The sequence below is a fragment of the Micromonospora sp. NPDC048887 genome, assembly GCF_040649715.1.
GTDB lineage: Bacteria > Actinomycetota > Actinomycetes > Mycobacteriales > Micromonosporaceae > Micromonospora.
In genome coordinates this window covers 76,896-91,361 of the sequence record NZ_JBEZGA010000011.1, presented here as the reverse complement: position 1 = coordinate 91,361, position 14,466 = coordinate 76,896, and the positions used below count along the sequence as shown (strand labels likewise).

Sequence of the window (14,466 nt, the reverse complement as noted above, 5' to 3'; positions counted from 1 at the left end):
CCCCCCGCCGGGAGCCTCGATGACTGACACGACCGAGACCATCGCCTTCCGATCCGGCACCTACCGGACGGCCACAGTGGAGCAGACCTGGGCACGGGTCGGCGGCATGCTCGACCGGTTCCGGCTCACCCGGGTCGCCGACATCACCCGGCTCGACGAGATCGGCCTGCCGGTGCACGTCGCCTACCGGCCGGTCGGCGCCACCATGGCGGTGAGCGTCGGCACCGGCGCCACGGCGATGCAGTCCCGGGTCAGCGCGGTGATGGAGAGCATCGAGTCCTGGCACGCCGAGAACCTCCGGCCGGGGACCGCCGTCCGGTCCCCGGCCGAGGCGCTGGACCTGCCGTACGACGTGCGGTGGCTGCACCTGGCGGAGCGGTCACCGCTGACCCCCGCCGTCGAACTCGACTGGGTCGAAGGCCGTGGACTGGTTACCGGTACGCCCTGCCTGGTGCCCCGCGCCACCATCGAACTCGACTTCACCGTCCGGCGTGGCTGGGACCGCGCCCTGTTCACCGCCAGCAGCAACGGGCTGGCCACCGGCAACACGCTCGCCGAGGCCAGCCTGCACGCCCTGCTGGAGGTCGTCGAGCGCGACTGCATCGCCCCGTACTGCACCTCGCCGCTGACCGAGCGCACCTACACCGACCCGGGCACCGCCACCAACGCCATGACCCGCACCGTGCACGAGGCGCTGCTCCGGGCCGGCTGCTGGGTGGAGGTCTGCGACATCACGAACGAGGTCGGCGTGCCCTGCTACGCCGCCTCGATCTGGTCCCCGGACCTGCCGGTCACCTTCGGCGGCTTCGGCTGCCACGTCGACCCCGAGATCGCTGTCGGCCGGGCCATGGCGGAGGCGGCGCAGTCCCGGCTGGTCATGGTCTCCGGTGCCCGCGACGACATCGACGCCACGGCGTACCACGACGTCGGCGCGCCGCCGGTGCCGCCGCCCACTGTCGACCGGCCCGCCGGGCCGGTCCGCCGAGACCCCCCGCCCGCCGGGGACGTGACCCAGGTGCTGCGTGAGCTGGCGGCGCGGGTGCAGCGGATCACCGGAGTCGAGCCGTTCCGCGTCGACCTGACGCACGACGACATCGGCATCCCGGTGAGCAAGGTGTTCGCCCCCGGCCTGCGCATGTTCGACGAGCGGGCCCTCAGCACCCGACCGGGAGCACCGCGTGACTGATGTCGTCTTCATCGGACCGAGCCTGCCGGCCGACGAGGTGGGCCGGCTGATGCCCGAGGCGGTGGTGCTGCCACCTGTCGCGCACGGCGACCTGCTCCGCCTGGACGTCGGCCCCGGCGACCGGGTCCTCGTGATCGACGGGTTCTTCCTGCAACACCCGCCGGTCCGTCACCGGGAGATCCTCGACCTGCTCGACCGTGGGGTGACGGTGGCCGGCGCGGCAAGCATGGGCGCGCTGCGCGCCGCCGAGCTGTGGCCGTTCGGCATGCGTGGCGTGGGCGAGGTGTTCCGGCTCTACCGCGACGGTGTGGTCACCGGCGACGACGAGGTGGCGGTGGTGCACGGGCCCGCCGAGGAGGGTCACCGCACGTTGAGCGAGCCGCTGGTGAACATCCGGGTCGAGCTGCGCCGCGCGGTCACCGCCGGAGTGCTCAGCCCGGCCGAGGCCGAGCTGCTGCTGGACATCGCCCGGGAACTGCCGTTCCGGCGGCGGTCGTACCGCGCGCTGGAGCGCACCGCGCCGCCCGGGGCCGCGGGCGCGGTGGACCGGTTCCTCACCTGGCGACGGCGCGATCCCGGGGACGCCAAGGGCGCCGACGCGCGGCTGCTGCTGTCGATGGCGGCGGAGAACGCGCCGGAGTTGTGCCCGGCGCACGCCGGGGACCAGCCGATCGACAACCTGCACACCCGTTTCCTCGACAGCTGGCGGTCACGGTTCGCCGGGGCGTCGGTCGGCGGCCACTGGGTCAGCGACCGGGAGGCCGCGGCGGTGCTGATGCTGATGCATCCCGAGGCGCCGGCCTGGCACCGGCGCGGGGTGCTGGCCGGGCTGGCCGAACTCGACATCACCCACCCGGCGGTCGAGGAGCGCGCCCACCGGGCGGCCCGCGACCGTGGCCTCACCGGCGTGCCACCGGGCGGCTGGGAATGGCTCACCGACCGGGACCGGGGCATCGACGACCGCGAGGCGGTGCTGCGGGTGCTGGTGCGGGCGTTCGGCACCACGCCGTACCGCAGCCTGGCGCTCTGGATGGTCGCGGCGCCGCTGCGTACCCGCGCGATGCTCGCCGCGGCGCGGCAGGTCGCGGCGACCGCGGCGTCGCTGAACGAGACGCTCGTCCCGCGTACGACGGGACACCGCCGCCCGGGCGGCCGGCTCCACTTCCGCACCGAGGTGGTCGACGGGTGCTTCGCGCGGTTGTGGGGCTGCGACGACGGTGGCCTGGAAGCGGCGGCGTGGGACCGGGGCTTCGACAGCCTGGCGGCGTTCCGGTACGCCGCCGAACCGCTCGTGGCGTACGTCAAGGCGTTCGGCGCACCGCGACTGCCGGCGGTGGCGCAGCGCGCGCAGGAGGACAGCCCGGCCGGTTCAGCGGCCCGGATCGGCTGAGGAGGCGTCGATGACCGCAACGGTGAAGGCGGCACTTGTCTACCCCCCGCTGACCGACCCCACGTCGGGATACCACTCGCTGAACTACCTCGACTCGTACGCGCGGGCGCAGGGGCACCGGCCGGCGGAGATCATCGACGCCAACATCGAGGCGTTCCACCACTCGTACACCCCGGGGGCGTACGAGTGGCTGCGACGGGAACTGTCCCGGCGCTCGACCGACGACCTCAGCGGCCCGGACGCGTTGATGGCCCGGGCGAACCACCTCGGCCTGCCCGACCCGGACCCGGAGCGGCTGCGCCGGTCGATCGGCGTGTTGCAGGACCCGAACCTGTTCTACGACTACCGGCACTACCAGGACGCGGTCGAGGGCGTGATCTCCTGGATGGACGCGCTCGGCGCGGTCGGTTTCCCCGGGCAGTTCCGGGCCGGTTTCCGGCTCCAGCCACCACCGATGGTCTCGATCGGCTCGGTGGCCGCGCTGACCGACGAGGCGCTGCTCGGCCGGCTCAACCGGCCCTTCCAGCCGTACTACGAGGACGTGCTCATCCCGCGGCTGGCCGCCGGCGACCATCAGGTGATCGGGATCAGCGTCACCTACCAGTGGCAGCTACCGTTCGCGCTCTGGATCGCCCGGCTCGTGCGCCGGGCCTGCCCGGACGCCTTCCTCGTCGCCGGCGGTACGGAGATCTCCGACCTCTGGAAGTGCGCCGGCCGGCCCGAGTACGTCTTCCAGGTGCTCGCCGACTTCGACGCGATAGTGGTCGGGGAGGGGGAGAGCGCGTACACCGAGATCCTGGACGCGGTCGCCACCGGCACGCTGCCGGCCGGGCACCCGAACGTCCGCCTGCACCCCAGGTACGGCCGCCAGCGTCAACTGCCGTTGCGCTACGAGCGCCTGGCCCAGGTGCCGGTGCCGGACTTCTCCGGCCTGCCGTGGGACCTCTATCTCAGCCCGGAGCGGTTCGTCTACTACTCGCCGACGCGCGGCTGCTACTGGAACAAGTGCACGTTCTGCGACTACGGCCTGAACACCGACGGCCCCACCAGCCCGTGGCGGCAGGACACGGTGACCAAGATGGTCGCGGACGTCACCGAACTGTCGAAGTTCGCCAAGTTCATCTACTTCTCGGTGGACGTGCTCGCGCCCGCTACCATCCTGCGTTTCGCCGAGCAGGTCGTCGAGCGTGGGCTCGACTTCCGCTGGGGCGCCGAGATCCGGCTGGAGAAGTACTGGTCGGACGAGCGCTGCGAGCTGCTGCGGCGCAGCGGCTGCGTGGCCGTGTCGGTCGGCTTCGAGTCCGGCAACCAGCGCATCCTCGACCTGATCGACAAGGGCACCAAGCCGGAGCAGGTGCGGCGCACCATGACCGCGATGACGAAGGCCAACATCGGCGTGCAGATGATGGGCTTCACCGGCTTCCCCACCGAGACCCGGGAGGAGGCGCTGGACAGCATCACGTTCCTGCGCGACAACCCCGACCTGTGGACCCTCGGCGGGCTCGGCGACTTCATGCTGACCCCGGGCGCCATCGTCGCCAAGGAGCCGGAGCGGTTCGGCATCACCAACGTGCGGCCGGTGGAGGGCTCGGACATCGTCCGGATGCTCCGGTACGACGAGCCGGTGACCGAGGCGGCGCAGGCCGAGGTGGCCAGGGCCAAGGCCGACCTGAACCCGGGCCACTTCCACCGGCCCTGGCTGGGCAGCACCGACACCCCGCACACGTTCTTCTACCACGACCGGTACGGCACGGCGGTGCGCGGCGTGCTCGCCCACGACCGGGTCCGGCACGACACCGACGACGAGACCGAGTTCCTCGCCAACGGCGTCTTCGTGGATCGCGACGACGAGCAGGTGTGGGACGCGTACCGGCGGATCCGCTCCGACGAGCAGGAGGGCGCACCCGGCGAGCTGCCGGCGAACCGGCACCTGTTCCGTCGCACCGACGGCCAGGTGTTCGCCCTCAACCGCAGCAGCCGGCTGTTCCTGGATCTGTTCAGCGCGCCGCTCACCCTCGCCGACGCGCAGCGCCGCCTCTGGATCGTCGAACCGGCTGTCGCCGACCGGGTCTGGCGCACCTTCATCGGGCAGCGGCTGATCCGCCGGCACCAGCTTCCGGCCGAGCCGGTGCGGTGACCCGCGCGGAGTGGGATTTTGCACTCGCAGTGCATCTTGTCTCCGGGGCCGCGCCTGCCTAGCGTCAGACCATGCCTGACTCGTGGACGTTCGCTGTGGCCCGGGACGACCTCGCCGACACCACGCTCGTCGGCGGCCCGGCGCCCGGCCTCTCCGACGGGGAGGCGCTGCTGCGCGTCGAGCGCGTCGGCCTGACCGCGAACAACGTGACGTACGCGGTGCTCGGCGAGGCGATGCGCTACTGGGAGTTCTTCCCGCCCGCTCCCCGCGCGCTCGACGAGCGGTGGGGCCTCCCACCACTGTGGGGCTTCGCCGAGGTCGAGGCGTCCGCGGTGGCCGGGGTCGAACCGGGCCAGCGGGTGTACGGCTATCTTCCGCCCGCCCGTCACCTCGTGGTGCGCCCGGACCGGGTGGACGCGTCCGGTTTCCGCGACGCGAGCACACACCGGGCCGGCCTGCCCTCGCCGTACAACGCCTACCGGTCGACCGGCGGCGATCCGGCGTACCGGGCGGATCAGGAGGACCTGTTGATCCTGTTCCGGCCGCTGTTCTTCACCTCGTTCATGCTCGCCGACCAGATCCTCGACGAGGGCGCCTACGGAGCGCGGTCACTGGTGCTGTCGTCGGCGTCGAGCAAGACGGCGTACGCCGCCGCGTTCGAACTGCACGGGCGCGGCCCACGCCTGATCGGGCTCACCTCGCCCGGCAATGTCGCCTTCACCAGTGCGCTGGGCTGCTACGACGAGGTCGTCTCGTACGACGACATCGGCACGCTCGACGCCGCACCGACCGTCTACCTCGACCTGTCCGGCTCACCCGCGACCCGCGCCGCCCTGCGCACGCACCTCGGCGATCTCCTCGTCCGGGACATCGCCGTCGGGCTCACCCAGCAGACGCCGAACGCCGACGCCGCCGGGGAGGTCTTCTTCGCGCCGGTACGCATCCGCAAGCGCAGTCGGGACTGGGGTCGCGCCGGCCTCGACGACCGGTTCGCCGATGCCTGGCAGCGGTTCTCCCAGGTGGTGAGCGGATGGCTCGACGTGCGGGTCGGCACCGGCCCGGAGGCGCTGCGGGAGGCGTGGCTCGACGTCCTCGCGGGCCGTACGCCACCACGGGTGGGGCACGTCGTCCAGCTGTAAGAACATCGCCGATTTCGACCGCGGCGCGCCCGCCCGGCCGATGCGCGCTAGGCTGACGACGCGGGGTACCGAAGACTGATCGCCACCCCTTGCTTCTCCCACGGTTTCCCAGCCGCGATGACTGAGTCGAGCGCTGCCGTGCAGATTCCCTTGGAGCACCTTGTGCCCGACAACACGTTCGCCCTGAACCCCTTCCGTGTAGACGGGCTCGGGGCCACCGACGACGAGCGCAGCCCGACCGCGGACGTCAGCGCCGAATCCATGACGCGCCTGCGGAGCCCGTTCACCGCGGCGCGTCCCGCTCACGAGCCGGCCGCGCCCGCCCGACGCTAGGCCCGCACCCGGGCGTGACGGCCAGCCGCACGCACAGGTTCCGGACGTTGCCGCCGGGCACTGTCAGTGGTCAGCGGTTGACGTAGGCGGCCAGGCCGCCGAGCTCCTCGTTGGCGATGAAGACCGAGCGGACGTTGATGATGGCCTCCTCGACGTGGACCGGGCAGCCCCACGCCGAGTCGCCCCACGAGTCGGCGACCTTGATCTCGGCGGGTGCCGCGCAGCCGTCGCTGCCGCCGAGCTGACACCGCTCGGGGCGAGGGGAGGCGGCCTGCGCGGCGGCGGCGGCGCGCAGCCGGGCGGTGAGTTCCGCGGCGGCTGCGGCGCGCTGCTCCGCCTCGGCCCGCAGTTCCCGTTCCGCCCGGACCACCCGGGCCAGTTCGTCGTGGGCGGCCCGCGCGCGGGCGTCCGCGGCGGCCTTCGCCTCCTCGATGTGGTGGCGTTCGATGGCCAGGGCCGCGGTGCCGGCGAAGACCCGGGCGAGGGCCAGGTCGGCGTCCTGCGGGACGCGCGGGGTGCGGTGGTACATGGCGAACGTGCCGAGCAGGCTGCCGTCACGGGCCAGGATCGGGGTGGACCAGCAGGCGGCGAGCCCCGCCCGCCCGGCCAGATCGCGGAAGTCGACCCAGAACGGGTCGGTGGCGATGTCGGTGACGATGACCGGTTCCCGCCGGTGCGCCGCGGTGCCGCACGAGCCGACGCCCTCACCGGTGGCGATGCCGTCGATGGCCTCGTTGTAGAAGTCGGGCAGGCTGGGCGCGGCGCCGTGGCGCAGGTGCCGGCCGTCGGTGTCGGCGAGCAGGACGGAGACGAGCACCTCCTGCGGCGCGAGGTTCTCGATGCGGCGGGCCATCCCGTCGAGCACCTCGGCCAGGGGGGCCTGACGGGCGATCTGCTCCAGCATGGCGCGGTGCTCGGCCATCAGCCGTTGCGCCTGCTTGACCTGTGTGGTCTCCACCCCGATGACCCGGATCCCGGTCACCGTGCCGGCGGCGTCGCGGCGTGCCTCGTAGGTGAAGTCGAAGAACGTCTCCCGGGCCTGTGACCCGGTGCCCAGCATGATCCGGGCGTCGTGGCCGGTGTAGGACTCGCCGGTGCGGTAGACCTCGTCCAGCAGGGCGATGAAGCCCTGACCGTCCAGTTCGGGCATCAACTCGGCGAGCGTGACCCCGGTGCGCGCGCGCTCCTCGCCGATGGCCGCGAAGAACGCCGGGTTCGCCGCCTCGACCACGTGCGTCGGCCCCGCGAGGGCCGCGAAGACGGCGATGGACTGCCCGAACAGCGTCCGCAGGTCCTCGTCCGCGGCTCGCGCGGCGACCGGTGAACCCACGGTGGTCGGACGCTGGCCTGGTAGCGCCGTCATCCCTGGTCTCCCTCCGCACCGGCGTCGTCGGTCGGCCGGCGGGCCCGCGCCGGTGACCATGGTCAGATTACGGGTAGGGCCGCGCGGCCGCCGTCCGGCATACCGGTGGAACGTGCCGACCGGCCGACTCCGGGCACTTCCTCCGAGAGTGGCTGCCGTTCACATCTTGGCATCGACGCCCGCCTCCGTTACCGTCGTGGGAACGCTCCCATGAACTTAGATACATCTATGTGATCAGGAGGAAACACGTCGTGGCTATCCTCTCGTCCCGCCGCAGGTCAGCGGCCATCAGCGTGGCGGCCGTCGCGGGCACCGCCGCGGCTGGTGTCTGCCTCGCCGTCGGCGGCGCGTCCGCCGGCACCGTGTCCGGAACGCTCTACCGCGACCCGAGTTCGGCGGTCGTCCGCTGGGTCGCCGCCAACCCCGGTGACTCGCGGGCAGCCGTCATCCGCGACAAGATCGCAAGCCAGCCGCAGGCCCGCTGGTACGCCAACTTCAACCCGTCGACCATCCAGTCCGAGGTCTCCGGCTTCGTCGGCGCCGCCAACGCGGCCCAGCAGATTCCGGTGCTGTCGGTGTACGAGATCCCCAACCGGGACTGCGGCGGGGCCAGCGCGGGCGGGGCGCCGGACCTCAACCAGTACCAGACCTGGGTGTCCAACTTCGCCAGGGGACTCGGCAACCAGACCGTCCTGATCATCCTGGAGACCGACTCGCTCGCGCTCCAGACCTGCCTGAGCCCCAGCGAGCTGAACGCCCGCAACCAGGCGCTCACCACGGCGACCCAGACCATCAAGTCGGGGAACCCCAACGCCAAGGTCTACCTCGACGGCGGCCACTCGACCTGGAACAGCGCGAACGACACGGCCAACCGGCTGCGGGCGGCCGGCGTGCAGTACGCCGACGGCTTCTTCACGAACGTGTCGAACTTCAACCCCACCTCCAGCGAGGCCAACTTCGGCCGGGCGGTCATCTCCGCGCTCAACGGCATGGGCATCTCCGGCAAGCGGCAGGTCATCGACACCAGCCGCAACGGGGGAGCCGCCGGTGACTGGTGCGCCGACGACAACACCGACCGGCGGATCGGGCAGTACCCGACCACGAACACCGGCGACGCCAACATCGACGCGTACCTCTGGGTGAAGCCGCCGGGTGAGGCGGACGGCTGCCGCTACACGGCCGGTTCGTTCCAGCCGGACCTGGCCTTCAGTCTCGCGAACGGCGCGCCGAACCCGCCCACCACCGCGCCGCCGACGACCAACCCGCCGACCACGGCGCCGCCGACGACCGCGCCGCCCACCACGGCGCCGCCGACGACCGCGCCGCCCACCACGGCGCCGCCGACCACCCCGCCGCCGGCCGGTAACGGCTGCTCCGCGTCGGTCGCGATCAACCAGTGGAACGGCGGCTTCACCGCGAGCGTGAACGTCACCGCCGGCTCCACCGGCATCAACGGCTGGACCGTGACCGTCGCGCTGCCCGGCGGCGCCTCGATCACCGGCACGTGGAACGCCCAGGCCAGCGGCACCAGCGGCACCGTCCGGTTCACGAACGTGGGCTACAACGGGCAGGTCGGAGCCGGCCAGACCACCAACTTCGGCTTCCAGGGCACCGGCACCGGCCAGGGCGCCACCGCCACCTGCGCCGCCTGACCGGAACCGGCACCCGGGGCCCGGCGCGGAGGATCGCTCTCCGCGCCGGGCCTCTCACCTCTCCGCTGCCGTCCGCACCGGAGTCACGAGCCGCCGTGCCCGCCTCAGATTGCGCGCCAGCTCCTCCCGGTCCTGGTGCGCGTGGCGGATCCACGCCGGCTGGCCCGGGCCGGTACGCCAGGACTCGCTCAGCGGGCTGTTGTCCACGGTGTCGAAGCCGAACCGGTCGTACAGTCGCGTCACCAGCTCGACCGCCTCCGGGTGATCGCTTGAGACGGACAGCGCCAGCCGGTCCGGCGCGCCGGCGGGCCGGGCCGAGGTCAGCAGCCGTGGCGCCTGGATGTGGGTGAACGCCTTGGCGAGCTTCGACGTGGGGAGTTGTTCCTGGCGCAGCTCGTGGACCGTCTTCTCGCCCGAGTCGAGGACCGGGATGTTCCCGTCCCGCCAGACCATGTAGTTGTTCGTGTCCAGCACGACCTTGCCGGCCAGTTCCTCGACCGGCATGTCGTTCACGACCTTCAGCGGTACGGCGACGATCGCGAAGTCGCCCGCTGCCGCCGCCTCCGGCGCGTACGCCGCCCGCGCCGACGGCCCGAGTTCGGCCACCAGGTCCGTCAGCGTCCACGGTCCCCGCGAGTTGGCGATCACGACCCGGTACCCGGCCGCCACCGCCGCGCGGGCGAGCTGGCTGCCGACCTCGCCCGCGCCGATGATGCCGATGGTTGTCATCGTCGGTGCCCGTCAGCGGGCGGCGGTGAGCTGCCGCAGCATCTCGGCCGAGTCGTGCGGGGCGGTCATCTGCGCGAACCGCCCGTCGCTGACCTTGTAGATGGCGTACTCGACGATCTCGAACGAGGCGCCGGAGGGCGGTACGCCCAGCCACTCCTTCACCGGTGTGCCGTAGCGCAGGTACCAGTCGCGGAGATCGTGCTGGGTCATGTCACTGTCCTCTGATGTGCGGACCCCGGCCGGGGTCTCGGTCTGCTTGGTCGGAGTTGCTTTCTCGGAGCGGGTGGCTACCAGCGCAAGGGCCCGAGGTCGTCCTGGAGGGTTCCGGTCGGGCCGTCGGGGGGAAGCGTCGCCAGGCGTACGACGGTCCTGGCGCTCTCCGCCGGGGTCCTGCCGCCGCCGATCGAGGCGGTCAGGTCGGTGGCGGTGTAGCCCGGCTCGACCGCGTTGAACCTGATCCCCGGCTGGGACTTGGCGTACTGGAGGGTGATCATCGTGGCGGCGGACTTCGACGCCGAGTAGAGCGGTGAGGTCAGGTTGTACTCCGGCCGCTCGGGGTCGGTGACCGCCCAGAAGGAGCCGGCGCTGCTCGACACCGTGACCACGACGGGGTTGGACGACCGGCGCAGCAACGGCAGCGCCGCCTCCGTGACACGGACGATCCCGACCGCGTTGGTGTCGAAGACGCGGAGGGCGGTGGGGCCGTCGACGACACCGTTCTCGGCGATGCCGGCGTTGTTGACGAGGACGTCCAGCCGTCCCTCGTCGGCGTCGACGGTCGCCAGCGCCTTGGCCACCGAGTCGTCGTCGGTGACGTCGAGCGGCACGAATCGCGCCCCCAGAGCCGAGGCTGCCTCCTCGCCCCGCCCGGTGTCGCGCGCTCCGACGTAGACGACGTGCCCCAGGTCGAGGAGCTGTCTGGCGGTCGCGAAGCCGATGCCCTTGTTCGCGCCGGTGATCAGGGTGACGGTCATGATCTTCCCTCGCCTTCCCAGTTTTGTACTGATCGGTTCACGGCTCACCGTAGCAGCATTCTGTACCGACCGGTTCGTGGGCTGGGTCACGTTCTGTACCGAGCGGTATAGTCGAGGCATGAGTACTGAGACGCCGACCCCCGGGCGGCCGCGGGCATTCGACGAGCAGACGGTCCTCGACCGGGCCGCCGAGGTCTTCTGGCGGCAGGGCTACGAGGGCGCGTCGCTCAGCTCACTCACCAAGGCGATGGGCATCAACCGGCCCAGCCTCTACGCCGCGTTCGGCAGCAAGGAGGAGCTGTTCAAGCGGGCCTTCGACCGCTACCACGAGACCAACCTCGCGAACGCGCGCGCCGCCCTCGAACAACCGACCGCGTACGCCGCGATCGAAGTCTTCCTGCGCGCCAGCGCCGACAACCTGACCGCCGGGGGCCACCCCGCCGGCTGCCTCTCCATCCAGGGTGGCCTCGCCTGCTCCCCGGAGAATGCCCGTATCTCCGAGATCCTCGCCGCCGGCCGGGCGGCCACCGAGGCCGCGCTCGAGGAGCGGCTGTCCCGCGCGGCGAAGGAGGGCGATCTCCCGGACGGCATGGACAGCCGGGCGCTCGCCCGTTTCGTGATGGCGCTCAGCGAGGGGCATGCCGTCCACGCCGCGGCCGGCGCGAGCCGCGAGGACCTGCAGGCCTCCGTCGACGTCGCCATGCGCGCCGTCGCGGCGCTCCGCCCCGGCGCCGGAGGGTAGCCACCTGGATTCACCCAGCTACTTCTCAGGTGGCGTTTCTGGCTTCCCCGCTCGGCGGCCTCCATCATGGACGCCGTTGATGTCGTTGTGACACAAGGGTTTCACGGTCCGCGTGTCGCGCGTACGGCGGTCGTCGAGGGAGAGGTTCGTGGTGTTCAAGAAGATGCTTGGTGCGTTCGGGGTGGGCGGCCCGAGCGTCGATACGGTCCTGTCCAATCCGAGTACCCGCCCGGGGCTGATGCTGGGCGGGCAGGTGAACCTGACCGGTGGCAGCCACGACGTGGAGATCGACCACATCACCGTCGGGCTGGTCACCCGGGTGGAGATCGACGGCGCGGAGGAGGAGTACGACGCCCTCGTCGAGTTCCACCGCGTACAGGTGGCGGGTGCTCTGCACCTGCGCGAGGGCCAGCGGTTGTCGCTGCCGTTCCAGGTGGCGATGCCATGGGAGACCCCGGTGACCGACCTGTACGGGCAGCGTCTGCACGGCATGACCATGGGCCTGCGTACCGAGGTCGCGATCCGCGGTGCGATCGACAAGGGCGACCTCGACCCGGTGTACGTGCACCCGCTGCCGGCGCAGGAGCGCGTCCTCGAGGCGTTCGGCCGGCTCGGCTTCGGGTTCAAGGGCGCCGACCTGGAACGCGGGCACATCTCCGGCCTGCACCAGAGCCTGCCGTTCTACCAGGAGATCGAGTACTACGCCGCCCCGCAGTACGCCCACGGCGTGAACGAGGTCGAGCTGACCTTCGTCGCGAACGAGCACGGAATCGACGTGGTGCTGGAGTTCGACAAGCGCGGTGGCCTGTTCACCGGCGGCCATGACTCCTACGGCCGCTACCACGTCGCACACGCCGACGCCGACCGCGTCGACTGGGCGGCGCAGGTCGACGCCTGGGTCCGCCAGGCACTCGACGGCTACCAGAGCCGGCACGCCGGCCACGGCTACGCCCCGCCCGCCCAGGGATACGGCACGCCCGGCTACCCGCCCCCGCCGCCCGGCTACGGGCAGCCCGCGTACGGCGCTCCCGGATACGGGCACGCCGCGTACGGCCACCACAAGGACGAGCACCACCACGAGCGGCACGGCGGCCCCGGCATGGGTGCCGTCGCCGCGGGCGTGGTCGGTGGCGCCGCCCTCGGCTTCGCCGGCGGCATGGTCGCCGACGAGGTCTTCGACTCCTTCGGCGACGACGAGAGCGGCGGCGAAGAGGAGTGACTCATGTGCCATCCGCAGTGGACCGGCGGCGACCTGCCGGCGACCTGACCGGCACGAGGTAGCACCGTCTCCGGCGGCCCGGGAGACCTTTCCGGGCCGCCGGCCGTCGGCTGCTCCGCCCCGCCCGCCGGGCCGAAATCCCGACCGGCACCCCGGTCGGCGGGTCGGCCGGGCCGCTGGCACACTGACCCCCCAAAACCGTGACGTACGACGAGGGGGAACAGCCGATGGCTGCGGAGGGCAGCACCAGGGCCGTGGTGACGGCGCTGGCCGCGAACCTGGGCATCGCGGTGAGCAAGTTCGTCGCCGCCGGCATCACCGGGTCCGCGTCCATGCTCGCCGAGGGCGTGCACTCGGTCGCGGACTCCACGAACCAGGCCCTTCTGCTGGTGGGCGGCAAGCGGGCCCGCCGTGCCCCGACCGCGCTGCACCCGTTCGGCTACGCCCGTGAGCGCTACGTCTACTCGTTCATCGTCGCGATCATCCTGTTCACCCTCGGCGGTCTCTACGCCGTCTACGAGGGTTACCACAAGATCAGCGACCCGCACGAGCTGTCCTCACCGCTGATCGCCGTCGCCGTCCTGCTGATCGCCATCGCTCTGGAGGGCTTCGCCCTGCGGACCGCGGTGAAGGAGGCGAACAAGGTACGCGGCAAGCGGAGCTGGGTCTCCTTCGTCCGCCACGCCCGCGCCCCGGAGTTGCCGGTGATCCTGCTGGAGGACGCCGGAGCCCTGCTCGGCCTGCTGTTCGCCCTCTCCGGTGTGGGCTTGAGCGTGCTCACCGGCAACGCCCTCTTCGACGGCATCGCCACCCTCTGCATCGGCGTCCTGCTGGTCGTCATCGCCGTCGTCCTCGCCGTCGAGACGAAGAGCCTGCTCATCGGCGAGGCCGCCCTGCCCGAGGAGGTGAGCACGATCAACACCGAGCTGGTCTCCACCCCGGGCGTCGACCGGGTCATCCACCTGCGCACCCTGCACCTGGGGCCGGAGGAACTCCTGGTCGCGGCGAAGATCGCGATCAGCACCTCAGACCGGGGATCCGACGTCGCCGCCACCATCGACGACGCCGAGGCGCGGATCCGCCGGGCGCTGCCCATCGCCACGGCGATCTACCTCGAACCCGACATCGACCGGCAGCCCGCACCGGCAGCCGCCGCCCCCGGCACCTGACCCCACCCGGCACTCGCGACTCCGCCCGCTCGATCATGGACTTTCGGCCCGGACCAAGCTCGCAAAAGGGGCAAGCGAGGGGCCGAAACCGCAAGATCGCGTGGGTGGGGGTTAGGGGGAGAGGGTTCGGCGGACCGTGCGGGAGCCTCGCATGCGCTGGCGGGGCTGGGCGGGTGCGGTCTTCGGCCGCTTGAGGTGGTAGCGGTGCAGCTCGTTGTTGCCCGGCAGCGACGGGTCCTCGCTCATCGCGACCAGCTCCCAGCCCTGGTCACCGGCCCGGTTGAGGTGGGTCAGCGCGGTGTCGCCGTACGGCGTCACGTCGATCATGGAGCCGTCCGGGCCGTACCAGATGAAGACGACCTCCCACCCGGCGTCGGTGGCGGCGGCCTGGCGGCGGCGGACCAGCAGCGCGTACTCCCACTTGAGCATGCGC

Annotated in this window: 13 protein-coding genes; 8 read left to right on the top strand and 5 right to left on the bottom strand. The window is 71.9% G+C overall.

What is annotated here, in order from left to right:
* Positions 1–19: 19 nt before the first annotated feature.
* The 4 genes from AB0C17_RS18415 to AB0C17_RS18400 all read left to right on the top strand — a co-directional run bounded on the left by AB0C17_RS18415 (position 20) and on the right by AB0C17_RS18400 (position 5,852).
* Positions 20–1,186 (top strand): YcaO-like family protein, encoded by a 1,167-nt coding sequence (locus AB0C17_RS18415; protein ID WP_357383369.1) that lies wholly within the window; start codon positions 20–22, stop codon positions 1,184–1,186.
* The gene (locus tag AB0C17_RS18410) at positions 1,179–2,576 is read left to right on the top strand and encodes a TfuA-like protein (RefSeq protein ID WP_357383371.1); all 1,398 of its coding nucleotides are present in this window, start codon (positions 1,179–1,181) and stop codon (positions 2,574–2,576) included. The genes AB0C17_RS18415 and AB0C17_RS18410 overlap by 8 nt, the downstream gene beginning before the upstream one ends.
* A gap of 10 nt (positions 2,577–2,586) precedes the next feature.
* Positions 2,587–4,713 (top strand): radical SAM protein, encoded by a 2,127-nt coding sequence (locus tag AB0C17_RS18405; RefSeq protein WP_357383373.1) that lies wholly within the window; start codon positions 2,587–2,589, stop codon positions 4,711–4,713.
* A gap of 71 nt (positions 4,714–4,784) precedes the next feature.
* Positions 4,785–5,852, top strand: a complete 1,068-nt coding sequence (locus AB0C17_RS18400; protein ID WP_357383375.1) for a DUF2855 family protein — start codon at positions 4,785–4,787, stop codon at positions 5,850–5,852.
* A gap of 403 nt (positions 5,853–6,255) precedes the next feature.
* Here AB0C17_RS18400 and AB0C17_RS18395 read toward each other — a convergent pair whose 3' ends face one another.
* Positions 6,256–7,548, bottom strand: coding sequence for a GAF domain-containing protein (locus AB0C17_RS18395; protein ID WP_357383377.1), 1,293 nt, complete (start codon positions 7,546–7,548; stop codon positions 6,256–6,258).
* A gap of 251 nt (positions 7,549–7,799) precedes the next feature.
* On the opposite strand from AB0C17_RS18395, the gene AB0C17_RS18390 reads away from it, so the two are divergent.
* Positions 7,800–9,200, top strand: coding sequence for a glycoside hydrolase family 6 protein (locus AB0C17_RS18390; protein WP_357383379.1), 1,401 nt, complete (start codon positions 7,800–7,802; stop codon positions 9,198–9,200).
* Positions 9,201–9,254: 54 nt separating this feature from the next.
* Here the strand turns inward: AB0C17_RS18390 and AB0C17_RS18385 are convergent, their stop codons facing one another.
* The 3 genes from AB0C17_RS18385 to AB0C17_RS18375 form a co-directional block, all read right to left on the bottom strand.
* Positions 9,255–9,929 carry an NAD(P)-binding domain-containing protein gene (locus AB0C17_RS18385; protein ID WP_357479519.1) on the bottom strand — a complete coding sequence of 225 codons (675 nt, stop codon included), beginning with the start codon at positions 9,927–9,929 and terminating at the stop codon, positions 9,255–9,257.
* Positions 9,930–9,941: 12 nt separating this feature from the next.
* On the bottom strand, positions 9,942–10,139 hold the full coding sequence (locus AB0C17_RS18380) for an ester cyclase (RefSeq protein ID WP_357383383.1): 198 nt from the start codon (positions 10,137–10,139) through the stop codon (positions 9,942–9,944).
* A 77-nt stretch (positions 10,140–10,216) separates the two neighbouring features.
* A complete protein-coding gene (locus AB0C17_RS18375; protein ID WP_357383385.1) occupies positions 10,217–10,903 on the bottom strand; it encodes an SDR family NAD(P)-dependent oxidoreductase in 687 nt (228 codons plus the stop codon).
* A 118-nt stretch (positions 10,904–11,021) separates the two neighbouring features.
* Here AB0C17_RS18375 and AB0C17_RS18370 point away from each other — a divergent pair, with 118 nt between their 5' ends.
* The 3 genes from AB0C17_RS18370 to AB0C17_RS18360 all read left to right on the top strand — a co-directional run bounded on the left by AB0C17_RS18370 (position 11,022) and on the right by AB0C17_RS18360 (position 14,033).
* Entirely contained in the window at positions 11,022–11,645 is a 624-nt protein-coding gene (locus AB0C17_RS18370; protein ID WP_357479517.1) for a TetR/AcrR family transcriptional regulator, read from the top strand.
* Between the two features lie 148 nt (positions 11,646–11,793).
* The gene (locus tag AB0C17_RS18365; protein WP_357469963.1) at positions 11,794–12,864 is read left to right on the top strand and encodes a sporulation protein; all 1,071 of its coding nucleotides are present in this window, start codon (positions 11,794–11,796) and stop codon (positions 12,862–12,864) included.
* Between the two features lie 227 nt (positions 12,865–13,091).
* Positions 13,092–14,033: a cation diffusion facilitator family transporter gene (locus AB0C17_RS18360; RefSeq protein WP_357383572.1), complete on the top strand. Its 942-nt coding sequence runs from the start codon at positions 13,092–13,094 to the stop codon at positions 14,031–14,033.
* A 111-nt stretch (positions 14,034–14,144) separates the two neighbouring features.
* Here AB0C17_RS18360 and AB0C17_RS18355 read toward each other — a convergent pair whose 3' ends face one another.
* The gene (locus AB0C17_RS18355; RefSeq protein WP_357383391.1) at positions 14,145–14,462 is read right to left on the bottom strand and encodes a hypothetical protein; all 318 of its coding nucleotides are present in this window, start codon (positions 14,460–14,462) and stop codon (positions 14,145–14,147) included.
* Positions 14,463–14,466: the final 4 nt, after the last annotated feature.

Excerpts from the sequence above, each read along its gene's own strand:
- AB0C17_RS18415 (WP_357383369.1), top strand. The coding sequence starts at position 20 with ATGACTGACACGACCGAGACCATCGCCTTCCGATCCGGCACCTACCGG.
- AB0C17_RS18405 (WP_357383373.1), top strand. The coding sequence starts at position 2,587 with ATGACCGCAACGGTGAAGGCGGCACTTGTCTACCCCCCGCTGACCGAC.
- AB0C17_RS18400 (WP_357383375.1), top strand. The coding sequence starts at position 4,785 with ATGCCTGACTCGTGGACGTTCGCTGTGGCCCGGGACGACCTCGCCGAC.
- AB0C17_RS18395 (WP_357383377.1), bottom strand. The coding sequence starts at position 7,548 with ATGACGGCGCTACCAGGCCAGCGTCCGACCACCGTGGGTTCACCGGTC.
- AB0C17_RS18385 (WP_357479519.1), bottom strand. The coding sequence starts at position 9,929 with ATGACAACCATCGGCATCATCGGCGCGGGCGAGGTCGGCAGCCAGCTC.
- AB0C17_RS18380 (WP_357383383.1), bottom strand. The coding sequence starts at position 10,139 with ATGACCCAGCACGATCTCCGCGACTGGTACCTGCGCTACGGCACACCG.
- AB0C17_RS18375 (WP_357383385.1), bottom strand. The coding sequence starts at position 10,903 with ATGACCGTCACCCTGATCACCGGCGCGAACAAGGGCATCGGCTTCGCG.
- AB0C17_RS18370 (WP_357479517.1), top strand. The coding sequence starts at position 11,022 with ATGAGTACTGAGACGCCGACCCCCGGGCGGCCGCGGGCATTCGACGAG.
- AB0C17_RS18360 (WP_357383572.1), top strand. The coding sequence starts at position 13,092 with ATGGCTGCGGAGGGCAGCACCAGGGCCGTGGTGACGGCGCTGGCCGCG.
- AB0C17_RS18355 (WP_357383391.1), bottom strand. The coding sequence starts at position 14,462 with ATGCTCAAGTGGGAGTACGCGCTGCTGGTCCGCCGCCGCCAGGCCGCC.